The organism is Acidimicrobiales bacterium, assembly GCA_036491125.1.
Classification (GTDB): Bacteria; Actinomycetota; Acidimicrobiia; order Acidimicrobiales; family AC-9; genus AC-9.
The window spans coordinates 1-11,021 of the sequence record DASXCO010000029.1 but is presented as its reverse complement, the minus strand read 5'-3'; the positions used below and the strand labels follow the sequence as shown (position 1 = coordinate 11,021).

Sequence of the window (11,021 nt, the reverse complement as noted above, 5' to 3'; positions counted from 1 at the left end):
AGGCGGGTGGCATCAGGACCCAGCTGCGCGAGTCGCAGCATCGCCCAGCGGTCCAAGCTGGCAGTGGCGAGATCCTGCACCTTGCCCGCCGAGGCGGCAACTGGGGATATGCGCTCCTCGCGTAGCGCCTCGACGAGCGTGTGGACCAGAAACGGCGTGCCGCCGGTCGCCGTCCGGCACGCCGCCACGAAGTCATCATCCGGCGCGGCGTCCAAGCCCATGGCCACGAGCGTGCCGACTCCGCCGGCGGTGAGCGGCCTCAGGGTGACCGACTCGGCGGCCGGGTCCGTCGTGAGCGCCGCGAGCAGGTCCCGATTGTCCCCTGCCTCGGCCGGCCGAGCTCCTAGCAGCACGGCCAGATGCAGCTCCTCGAGGCGGGGCAGCAGGAAGGCCAGAAAGCGAAGTGACGCGCCATCTGCCCAGTGGGCGTCATCCAGCACCAGGGCCAGCGGGCGCTCGGCCGCCAGATTGGCGCACAACCAGTAGAGCCCGTGCAGCACCGCGAAGGCTGGGTCGGGAGCGACCGGCGGCACCGCACCTACGCCTTCGGCCAGCCCAGGGAGGCCAAGCAGCCGCGCCGCCACGGCGGGCGGCCCGTCCAAGATCGAGGCGCGCTCGCCCTCCGACGCCCCGGCCAACACGGGCTCGACCAGCTGGCGGACCACACCGAAGGCGAACTCGCGCTCGAGCTCGGCGCCCCGGCCTCGCAGCAGCCTGAAGCCCCCGGACTCGGCCGCTTGCCGGGCGGCCGCCAGCAGCGCAGTCTTGCCGATCCCAGCCGGGCCTTCGATAGCGAGCGCTCTTCCTCGACCGTCCTGCGCTCCCTGGAGCAACGACCGGATCCGCTCCAGCTCTCGATCACGCTCGACCAACCTGCCACCGGGCTCAGCCACGCGCCCCCACGACCGACCACGGTAGCTCGCCATCGCCCCAATGAGCTGGGGCGAGTGCTTGCGGCAACCTGCCCCGCAACGGCCTCGACAGCCCGCCGCATCGGAAGTCAGGGGGTCGTGCAGGTACTCGCCCCGGTGCGAGCAGAGGGGGCTAGACGGAAGATCTGCTTGTCCAGCCACCAGATCTCGGGGCGGAATGTCATGGCCATCTCCGCGAAACCGCACAAACCCGCCGAGAAGGTCACGATCGATGACGTGACCTGCGATGTCATCGAATCCCGGGATCCCCATCACGGCAGCGGAGTGCCTCTCCAACAGGTCGTCACCGCTGTCATGACGTGCCCGCAACACGCTCGCCGGCATCGCCGACGCCATAGGGGAGCGGCGAAGAGGCCATCGGTGAGGATCTCAAGGAGAAGATGATGGACATCGAAATCACGCTGTGCGTCGACGGGTCAGAGCATCGCCTCACGGTCGACACGCGAACGACGCTGTTGGACGCGTTACGCGAGCGTCTGGGCATCACCAGCGCCAAGAAGGGCTGCGATCATGGGCAGTGTGGCGCCTGCACCGTTCTGCTAGACGGACGGCGAGCGGTCAGCTGTCTGGCACTGGCCGTCGCGTACGACAAGGCTGACATTGTCACGGCCAATGGGCTCAGCAACGGCAAGCTCCACCCCGTCCAGCAGGCCTTCATCAAGCATGACGCCTTTCAGTGCGGCTACTGCACACCGGGCCAGATCGTCTCGGCGGTAGGCATGCTGCAAGAAGCGGCATCAGGCTGGCCGTCCGTGGTGAGCAGGGACATCAGCTCCGACGAGTTCACCCTCGACGACGCAGAAATCGGTGAACGCATGAGCGGGAACCTCTGCCGGTGCGCTGCCTACGCCAACATCGTCCCGGCGATCGCGGAGGTGACGGAATGAGGGAGTTTCGCTACGAACGGCCTGCTGACGTGTCCAGCGCCGTCACGGCGCTTGCAGGGTCACCGAACGGGAGATTCCTCGCCGCCGGGACCAATCTGGTTGACCATATGCGGCTCGGCATCGCCACCCCCGACCTGCTGGTCGACGTGAGGCAGCTCACCTCTGATCAGATCACCGAATTGTCCGACGGAAGCATCCGGATCGGCGCCGCAGTGCGCAACAGCGAGCTGGCCGCCGATCGGAGAATCCGGCGCCGCTATCCGATGCTCTCCGAGGCGTTGCTTTCCGGAGCCTCCGGTCAGCTCCGCAACGTGGCGACCACCGGAGGAAATCTGTTGCAGCGCACGCGCTGCGTCTACTTCCAGGATCTCACCACGGCATGCAACAAACGCCAGCCTGGCACTGGCTGCTCGGCGATCGATGGCTACAACCGTGATCACTCCATTTTCGGCGCCTCTGAGCACTGCGTTGCCACCCATCCATCGGACATGGCCGTGGCGATGGTGGCCCTCGATGCGAAGCTGCGCACGCAGGGACCGGACGGCGAGCGGTCGCTTCCACTCATCGAGCTGCACCGGCTACCGGGGGACCAGCCCGATCGTGACAATATGCTCAACCACGGTGAGCTGATCACAGCCATCGACATCCCGCCGCTCGGCTTCGTCACCAACTCGCGTTACCGCAAGGTACGGGACCGGGCCTCATACGCCTTTGCGCTGGTGTCGCTGGCCGCCGCCCTCGACGTCGCCGACGGTGTCGTACGAGACGTGCGCTTGGCGCTCGGCGGCGTAGCCCACAAGCCGTGGCGGGCGACGAAAGCTGAGGAGGCGCTGAGGGGTGTACCCGCCAACGAGGACAACTTCCGCGCTGCCGCACAGGCAGAGCTCGCCGACGCCCAGCCGCTTTCCGGCAACGCCTTCAAGGTCCCGTTGGCGCGCAACGTCATCACCCGCATGCTGTTGGATCTCGCCGAGGAGGCGCGATGAGCACCATCACCATGACCCGAGCCATCGGCATGCCCCTCGACCGCGTCGACGGCCCGCTGAAGGTCAGGGGCAACGCCACCTACGCCTTCGAGCAGCCGGTCGAGCGGGCCGCCTACCTGTTCCCGCTCCAGGCGACGATCGCCGCCGGGCGCATCACCGGAATCGATACCGGTGCTGCCACCGGAGAGCCGGGTGTCCTCGCCGTCCTCACCCACGAGAACGCGCCGAGGCTGGCCTGGACGGACGACCCCGAGATCGCGGTCCTGTACACCGACCAGGTCGCCTTCCGCGGCCAACTGGTCGGCGCCGTGGTCGCCGAGACCTCGGAGGTCGCCCGCCACGCCGCCGGCCTGGTCCGGCTCCAGTATGAGGAGCGCGCGCACGACGTCGCTCTGCGGGCCGACCGTGACGACCTCCGCAAGCCGGTGAACGCTGCCTTCTTCGGTGCCGGCGGCGGCGAGCTCCAGAACGGGATGCCTGCCGACACCGCCCTCGGGGACGTCGAGGCCGGGCTGGCGTCGGCCGCCGTCCGCCTCGACGAGACCTACACCACCCCAATGATGCACCAGAGTCCCATGGAGCCCCACACCGCCGTCGCCATCTGGAGTGAGGACGAGCTCACACTCTACTGCTCATCCCAGGGCGTGACCATGGCCGCAGGGCTGATTGCCCGGGCGCTCGGGCTGGACCCGCAGCGGGTGCACATGATCTCGCCGCACGTCGGGGGTGGCTTCGGGTCGAAGGTCTATCCCCAGGCTTATGCGGTCCTGGCCGGCATGGCGGCGCAGGTCGTCGCCGGTCGGCCGGTGAGGTTCATACTCACGCGCCAGCAGATGTTCTCCTTGGTCGGCTACCGGAGCCCCACGGTCCAGCGGATCCAGCTCGGCGCCGACACAGGAGGGCGTCTCACTGCGATCGCCCACGACGCAGTGCAGCAACACGCCAGAGGCAAGGAGTACGCCGAGCAGATCGCGGTGTGCACCCGAGTGATGTACGCCGCCCCCAACCGACGTACGACGCATCGGCTCGCAGCCCTGGACGTACCCCCGCCCACCATCATGCGAGGGCCGGGCGAGGCTCAGGGCATGTTCGCCCTCGAGTCCGCAATGGACGAGATGGCCATCGCCTCCGGGCTCGATCCTGTCGAGTTTCGGGTCCGCAACGACCCCGACATCCACCCCGAGAGCGGCCTGCCTTTCTCCAGCCGGAACCTCGTCGCTTGCCTGCGCGACGGCGCCCGCCGCTTCGGGTGGGAGGGACGAGACTCAACTCCGAGGGCCCGGCGCAACGGGGGCTGCCTCGTCGGGACGGGCGTCGCCGCCTCGACCTACCCTGGCGCCTTTCCGCTGCCGGGGTCGGTGGCGTCGATCAGGGTGGGCCCCGACCGGCGCTACACGGTGTCGATCGCGGCCGCCGACATCGGCACCGGCACCTGGACCACCCTCAGGCAGATCGCCGCCGATGCCCTCGTGGCCAGTTTCGAGGACGTCGAGCTCCAGATCGGCGACTCCGGGTTGCCCCCCGCCTCGTCCGCCGGCTTCTCATCTGGGACGAACTGCTGGGGATCCTCGATTGTCGCCGCCGCCGATCAGCTGCGAGCGAAGTTGGACTCCGAGCACAGCGGAACCGTGCCGCCGGAAGGACTCGAGGCGAGCGCCGAGATGCCGGACAATCCCGACTTGGCTCGGTACGCGATGCATGCCTTCGGTGCCCAGTTCGCCGAGGTCCGGGTGGACGGGGACACCGGCGAAGTGAGGGTGCCTCGCCTGCTGGGGGTGTTCGACGCGGGTCGGATCATCAATCCGAAGACAGCCCGCTCCCAGCTGATCGGGGGGATGACCCAGGGGCTCTCGACGGCGCTGTTCGAGCACAGCGTGCTCGACCCGGAGTTCGGGCACGTGATCAACCACGACTTCGCCGGCTACCACATCGCGGCCAACGCCGACGTCGGCTCAATCGAAGCACAGTTCCTTGATGAGGAGGACGAACACACCAACCCGATGAAGTCCAAGGGGATCGGCGAGGTTTGTTGCGTAGGCACCGCGGCGGCGATAGCGAACGCCGTGTACCACGCCACCGGCGTGCGTGTACGCGACCTGCCGATCACCCTCGACAAGCTGCTCTGAGAGCTACCACGTGCGCGCCTTGGCAGGCGGAGTCGACCATGCCTGTGGGGCGCACCCACAATCGCTGGGTGCAGCGTGAGTGCGGCCGGTTCGACTGGGCCGACCACGCCGACTGGACAGCCGCGTCCGGCTCGCCGCTACGCCGACGTCCGAACTCCGCCTCTCCCCAGTCGACCGCTGCTCACGACGCCGCCACATCTGCTCGGCCGGGAAGCAACCAATTTCGAGCGCGCCCGGTTGGCCGCCCAGCCGGGGCTTGGCCTGGTCGGCATTCTGTTTGTCGCCGCCGTCTTCTTCCCCCTCGCAATCGGCACCGGCGCGACCGAGACGTCGCTCCTGATCTTCGGCCCGCTTGCGACCTTTGCCCTCGCCGCCATCGCGATGATCGCTTTCTGGTGGAACGACTGGCCGGGATCCGGTCTCCAGGCACCGTTGTCAGGACTGGTCGACACGGGCCTCGTGATCGTCGCGGCACTGGTCTTGACCGTTCTCGGCCAGGCTATCGTCGAGAGCGTCGACTTACATGCCATCCTCGTGGCGCACCCCAGCCCCGGGCGGCCAACCACGTTTCCAGCCACCCTTGCTCTCGGCGGAACGGTCTTTGCAGCGATGCTCCAGCTGACGCTGGTCTCGGAGGGCTGGCCGCTTCGTGCCCTCGGTCGGCTACGCTCCGGCGTCGTCGCTCTCGCTGTCTCATGGGCGGTTGCCGTCGCGGCTTATCTGCTCGTGGTCAACACCGACGCCGTGCCGGCGGCCCTGCGGGCCGCCACCGGCTTGCGCAACCCTGGCGGCCCCATCGCTGCCGCAGATTTCGGTGCGGCGCTCGTCGCAGTGGGGGTTTGGCAGGCGCTGTTCTTCATTGGCTTGCGCGGGTGGCCATTCAGAGAGCTCTCAACCCGGTGGCTTCGTCTGGCGAGCGGGAACGCCGCTGTCATCGGAGCTGGTGTGGTCACGTATCTGGTGCTGCACGATCTCGCTCACTGGCAACCCGGCGCCATACGCGCCGTTTGTGGGTGCCTCATCACCGCAACGCTGATCGTAGCCATGCTTTTTGACGGCTGGCCGGCTTCACAGGTGAGGCCATCGCAAGGCCGGCTTCTCACCCTCACCCTCATCGCCCTCCTGACCGTGGCGCTGGACCGCTCCCTGGCGGCCTATGCAGAGAGCGTCCACTGGACCAAGGCCACTCCTGACGACTGGGTAACGAGCGCCGCGCTCACGTTCATCGGCGCCGGGATCATCCTCCATGTCGCCGTCGGGCGGCGATGGCCGCTCACCTCGGCATCGAGGACCAAGGCGACGGGATGAAGTCGGGACCCGATCGGGATCGCAGAAGTCCAGGCTCCCGCCCAGCGGCTCCCGTTAGAGTGAAGCGAAGAGGCCAGCGATGCTGCCACTCCTTCGCGAAGCGCCGGTGGGACGCATCATCAACGTCGCGAGCTCTGGCGGCTCGCTCGCGCTCGACTCAGATCCAACGAACCCGCACCCGTTCGGTGTGCGGCACGTAGATCCGTCGGCCAGCGTCGTCCACTAGGGCGTGACGCCAAGTAGCGAGAAGAGAGCGCCCTGGTCGTCGGCGACGGTGCTCATCCGGCCGTACGGATGGTCTATTGGCTCGCGGATGACCGAGCCGCCGTTGGCCTGCACCCGGGTAACCAAGGCGTCGGTGTCTGCCGCGCCGAAGTACAACCTCCAGGCGGCTGGGGTATCGGCTGGCACGCCGGCGTGAAGGCCGCCGATGCCGCCGACGTCCCTGCCGTCGACCTTGAAAGTCGCGTAGCTGGAACCGCCGCTCGTGTCGCCGTACTCGTAGCCGAACACGGCCGCGTAGAACGCCCGGCTGCCCTCGAAGTCCCAGCTCACCTGCTCGTTCCAACACATCGCCCCGGGCTCGTTCACGATTTGCGCCCCGGGGAAGGCGCGGGCCTCCCAGACGCCGAACACGGCACCGGCTGGATCGACGGCGACCGCCATCCGGCCGATATCCATGATGTCCATCGGTGCCGTGACCACCTGACCGCCGGCGCCCGTGATCTTGGCGGCGGTTGCGTTGGCGTCCGACGTCGCCAGGTAGGTCAACCACATCGTGGGCGCCTCCGGTGAGCCCATCTTCGGGCCGACACCAGCGACACCCCGGCCGTTGAGCTCTGCTGCCGAATACCCGCCGGTCTCCGGCGCCCCAGGCTGAACCGTCCAGCTGAAAACGTCGCTGTAGAACTCTCTCGCCTTTGCTATGTCCGGCGCGCCCAGGTCCGCCCAGCACGGCGTGCCCTCCGGCCATGGAGTGTCACGCGTAGTCAACCGCCACCTCCGTGTTCGATCTTGTGCTGCTATTGAGCCAACGCTAACTGCACTTTGCAACCCGGCGAGCCGATGGGAGGCGTCGGTGTCGCGAGCTGTAGCCAGACGTACCCTGGCCGGAGCTCATTGCCGGAGTCCGGCGCGACTGCGGGGGTATGATCGCGTCACGTCAACACCAACCAATATCATCCGGTGCGAGAACTGCGGGCGTAACAACCGGGTTCCCCTGGCAGCCGGGGGAACGCCCAGGTGTGCTCAGTGCCATGAGCAGCTGCCGTGGATTGTAGATGCCGGGGACGAGACATTTTCGGACATTGCAGACGCATCGAAGATCCCGGTGCTGGTCGACTTGTGGGCGCCGTGGTGCGGGCCCTGCCGCATGGTTAGCCCGGCCCTCGAGCAACTTGCGCGAGCGATGGCGGGCCGCGTGAAGCTGGTCAAGGTCAACGTGGACGAGACGCCGAGGCTCGCCAACCGCTTCTCGGTACAGGGGATCCCGACTCTGCTGCTGATGCGAGGGGGAGAGGAGGTGGCTCGGCAGACCGGGGCCGCGCCCGAGCATGTCCTGCGAGGCTGGCTCGAGCGCTCACTCGCAATCTCCAATTCGTAGGTGTCGCGGGGGACGTATCTTCGTCGTGCGACGACGAGAGGCGACACGGGTCGGTGTGTAGCGTTCACTGGTGCTGAGCCAACTCGCACCGAATATCTGCGGAGCCGCTCGAGCGCTTCGCCGGCTCAGGAGGTCACGAGATGGTCCAATCGGCATCCGCAACGCCTCGAATCGAGACAATCGGCATCGTCGGCGCCGGCCGTGCCGGACAGGCATTGGCCCGGACCGCGCTCCGCGCTGGCCGGGAGGTCGTGATCGCGAACAGCCAGCGCCCCGAGTCGTTGACTTCGGTGGTAGCCGCTCTTGGCGGGGGAGTGACGGCCGCCAGGATCACTGAGGCGGCAGGCTGCCCCATCGTGGCTCTTGCCGTTCCGTGGGACAGCATCCCTGCCGCGGCTAAGGACCTGTCTTGGTCCGGTCAGATAGTCATTGACGCCACCAACGCGCTGCTCTTGCCCGAGCTTCAGCCAGCCCCCCTCGGTGGCCGTACATCAAGTGAACTGGTGGCCGAGCTTGTACCAGGTGCGCGGCTTGTGAAGGCGGGTAACACCCTCGCGGCGGACCTCTTGGGCGCAGATCCCAGCGAGGAAGGCGGCAGCCGGGTGATCTTCGTATCCGGCGACGACGCGTCGTCCAAACAGGCGGTCATCGAGTTGTTCGGAGCCGCCGGCTTTTTTGCCATCGACCTTGGTGATCTCGTGACGGGCGGGCGGATGCAGCAGGTCGGGGGGCCTCTGGCCGGCCACAATCTCCTGCGGTTACCTGCGGTCGGAGAGTGATGCTAAGGAACAATCGGACCCCGTAGGTACTCAAGCACAGCACCGGCGCCGACACGCCCGCGGCGATCAGTGAGGAGGCATCAGCACCCAGGTGCCTCGAAGCTCCAGCACGTGGGCCCGATCGCCCCTCGTCCCGACAATGGCGCCGATGTCGCCACAGACCGGGCAGCGCAGGGCGATCCCCGCGCCTTGGTAGGCGCGGTGGGCACCCACGGCCCGACGCGACCCGCACGACTGGCAGATTCGCTCCGCCGAGGTGATCTCGCCGACGAAGATCTCCCCCAGGACGCCGGCCACGCCGTTGCCGTCGATATGAACTTCCGAACCACTCATCTCATCCTCCCGTCGGTCCGAACCGCTCGGTATGCACCTGCCCCGCCTCGTGCCCGAGATCGACCAGCAGCCCCGCCACACCCTCGACGAAGGGTGTCGGTCCGCACACGTAGACGAGCGGCCGCTGGGCGGGATCCGGTCCGACCTCGCTCAGCATCTCGGCGTCGACCCGGCGCGTCCATCCCGTCCATCCGGGGTCGGAGTGGCGGGTGAGGGTGAAATAGGTCGCTACGCCCTGGTCCGGCGCTGCGGCCAGCTCCTGCTGGTAGAGCACATCGGCCCACGACCGGGACGACAACAGCAGTCGCGTGTCGACCTCGCTCGCCTCTCGCATGCGATGGCGGATCATGGCCATCAGGGGCACCAGGCCCGACCCACCGGCGACCAGCACGAGGGGGCCGCCATCGCTGATGTGCCAGGTGAAGTACCCGCCGATCGGACCTCGCAGCTCGAAGCCGTCCCCGACCTGGACCTCCTCGGTCAGGTAGGGGGACACCTCGCCGTCGTCGATCCGCTCGACGGTGAGAGCCAGCCCGGTGTCCTCGGGAGCAGACGCGATCGAGTACGAACGCTCGGCCTGGTAACCGTCGTCGGCTGTCAGCCGGACGTCGACGTGCATGCCGGCCAGCTGGTCCTGCGGCCAGTCCGGAACGTCGAGGACCAGCGTCCGGGCGTGACGTGTCTCGTCCCGAAGGGCGGTGACGGTGCCAAGACGCCACGTGAGTGGAGCGCGGCGACGCCCTAGTCGCCCCAGTACCGCTGTTCTTTCCACGGATCGCCGTAGTTGTGGTAGCCGTAGCGTTCCCAGAATCCGGGTTCGTCCTCGTTCATGAGCGTGAGGCCCCGGAGCCATTTGGCGCTCTTCCAGAAGTACAGGTGCGGGACCAGCAGGCGTGCGGGTCCGCCATGCTCGGGCTCGAGAGGCTCCCCATCGAATTGGTACGCCACCCAGGCCTGCCCGTCCATGATGTCGGCGAGGGGCAGGTTCGACGTGTAGCCGCCCTCGGAGCTGGCGGTCACGTACTCGGCGCTCGTCTCGACCTCCCCCAAGAGGACGTCGAGCGATACCGCTTTCCATACGGTATCGATCTTCGACCACTTGGTGACACAGTGGATGTCGACTGTCACGCTCTCGCTCGGTAGGGCGAGGAACTGGTCCCACGTCCACGTTCGAGGCTCATCCACCTCCCCGTCGATGGTGAAGCTCCAGCTGGCGAGCGGTACATCAGGCGTAGGGCCGGCGGACAGGACCGGGAACTCGGGATCCACCACGTACTGGCCTGGCGGGATCCGAGACGAGTCGACGTCCGTCCGGCGCCGGCCATGGAAACCACGGGAAATCCTGGGCATGGCTCCTCCTCGACTGAAGACTACAACTCTCGATTCCCGCGATCACGAGGTAGGCGGGGTCGCCGACCGCCGCGAGATCGCCGCTCGCCTACGTGAGTTTGAAATCGGGCAGGAACGACACCACCGGCGAGCGAGCGCGGTTGATCAGACCGCCGAGTCAGCTTGACGGCGCTCGGCCTCGGAGATGGCCCACGCCGCGTTGACCAGACCGATGTGGCTGAAGGCCTGCGGGAAGTTGCCCAGGAGATCTCCCTGGTCATCGACCTCCTCGGCCAGCAGGCCCACATCGTTCACGTGGGCGATGGCCCGCTCGAAGACCTCCCGGGCCCGCTGCGGCTGATCGGCCAGGGCCAGCGCCTGGGCCAAGTGGAAGGTGCAGAACAGGAAGGTGCCCTCAGGGCCCTCCAGGCCGTCAACCCCACCGTGGGTGTCGTAGCGGTACAAGAGGCCCCGCTCGTCGGTGAGGCGCGCCGCCGTGGCATCGATCGTGGCGAGCATCCGCGGATCGGCGGCGGGAAGAAAGCCGACGATGGGCATCATCAGGTTCGAGGAGTCGAGGTCGTCCGAGCCGAAGTGCTGGGTGAAGGCGCCGGCCTTGTCACTCCAGCCCTTGGTCACGACGGTCTCGTGGATCTCGTCCATGGTCCGCTTCCAGGTCGCCACCTGGTCCTGCGCACCGAGCCGGTCGGCCAGGGCGATGGCCCGGTCGAGGGCCAC

Annotated in this window: 12 protein-coding genes; 6 read left to right on the top strand and 6 right to left on the bottom strand. The window is 67.6% G+C overall.

The features are described 5' to 3' along the window. A partial coding sequence (locus tag VGF64_02240) for an ATP-binding protein (protein HEY1633548.1) occupies window positions 1-926 on the bottom strand: 926 nt, incomplete at its 3' end. A gap of 386 nt (window positions 927-1,312) precedes the next feature. Here VGF64_02240 and VGF64_02235 point away from each other — a divergent pair. From VGF64_02235 to VGF64_02220, 4 genes are all read left to right on the top strand, one after another. Further along, window positions 1,313-1,819, top strand: coding sequence for a 2Fe-2S iron-sulfur cluster-binding protein (locus VGF64_02235; protein ID HEY1633547.1), 507 nt, complete (start codon window positions 1,313-1,315; stop codon window positions 1,817-1,819). Continuing rightward, window positions 1,816-2,805, top strand: coding sequence for a xanthine dehydrogenase family protein subunit M (locus VGF64_02230; GenBank protein HEY1633546.1), 990 nt, complete (start codon window positions 1,816-1,818; stop codon window positions 2,803-2,805). Before VGF64_02235 ends, VGF64_02230 begins: the two co-directional genes overlap by 4 nt. Then, complete coding sequence (locus VGF64_02225; GenBank protein HEY1633545.1) at window positions 2,802-4,931, top strand: xanthine dehydrogenase family protein molybdopterin-binding subunit; 2,130 nt, start codon at window positions 2,802-2,804, stop codon at window positions 4,929-4,931. Before VGF64_02230 ends, VGF64_02225 begins: the two co-directional genes overlap by 4 nt. A gap of 75 nt (window positions 4,932-5,006) precedes the next feature. Then, window positions 5,007-6,239, top strand: coding sequence for a hypothetical protein (locus VGF64_02220; protein ID HEY1633544.1), 1,233 nt, complete (start codon window positions 5,007-5,009; stop codon window positions 6,237-6,239). A 222-nt stretch (window positions 6,240-6,461) separates the two neighbouring features. On the opposite strand, the gene VGF64_02215 is transcribed toward VGF64_02220, so the two are convergent. After that, window positions 6,462-7,232 carry a VOC family protein gene (locus VGF64_02215; GenBank protein HEY1633543.1) on the bottom strand — a complete coding sequence of 257 codons (771 nt, stop codon included), beginning with the start codon at window positions 7,230-7,232 and terminating at the stop codon, window positions 6,462-6,464. Here VGF64_02215 and trxA point away from each other — a divergent pair. After that, window positions 7,165-7,842, top strand: coding sequence for a thioredoxin (trxA, locus tag VGF64_02210; protein HEY1633542.1), 678 nt, complete (start codon window positions 7,165-7,167; stop codon window positions 7,840-7,842). The two genes, VGF64_02215 and trxA, sit on opposite strands and share 68 nt — an antisense overlap. Before the next feature lie 140 nt (window positions 7,843-7,982). Then, window positions 7,983-8,621 carry an NAD(P)-binding domain-containing protein gene (locus VGF64_02205; GenBank protein HEY1633541.1) on the top strand — a complete coding sequence of 213 codons (639 nt, stop codon included), beginning with the start codon at window positions 7,983-7,985 and terminating at the stop codon, window positions 8,619-8,621. A gap of 66 nt (window positions 8,622-8,687) precedes the next feature. Here the strand turns inward: VGF64_02205 and VGF64_02200 are convergent, their stop codons facing one another. The 4 genes from VGF64_02200 to VGF64_02185 form a co-directional block, all read right to left on the bottom strand. After that, a complete protein-coding gene (locus VGF64_02200; GenBank protein ID HEY1633540.1) occupies window positions 8,688-8,954 on the bottom strand; it encodes a DUF6510 family protein in 267 nt (88 codons plus the stop codon). Between the two features lies 1 nt (window position 8,955). Continuing rightward, window positions 8,956-9,726: a ferredoxin reductase gene (locus tag VGF64_02195; GenBank protein HEY1633539.1), complete on the bottom strand. Its 771-nt coding sequence runs from the start codon at window positions 9,724-9,726 to the stop codon at window positions 8,956-8,958. Further along, window positions 9,696-10,304: a sulfite oxidase-like oxidoreductase gene (locus VGF64_02190; GenBank protein HEY1633538.1), complete on the bottom strand. Its 609-nt coding sequence runs from the start codon at window positions 10,302-10,304 to the stop codon at window positions 9,696-9,698. The genes VGF64_02195 and VGF64_02190 overlap by 31 nt, the downstream gene beginning before the upstream one ends. Window positions 10,305-10,448: 144 nt before the next feature. Further along, window positions 10,449-11,021, bottom strand: a 573-nt coding sequence (locus VGF64_02185; protein HEY1633537.1) for a glycoside hydrolase family 15 protein, incomplete at its 5' end; no start/stop codon positions are given.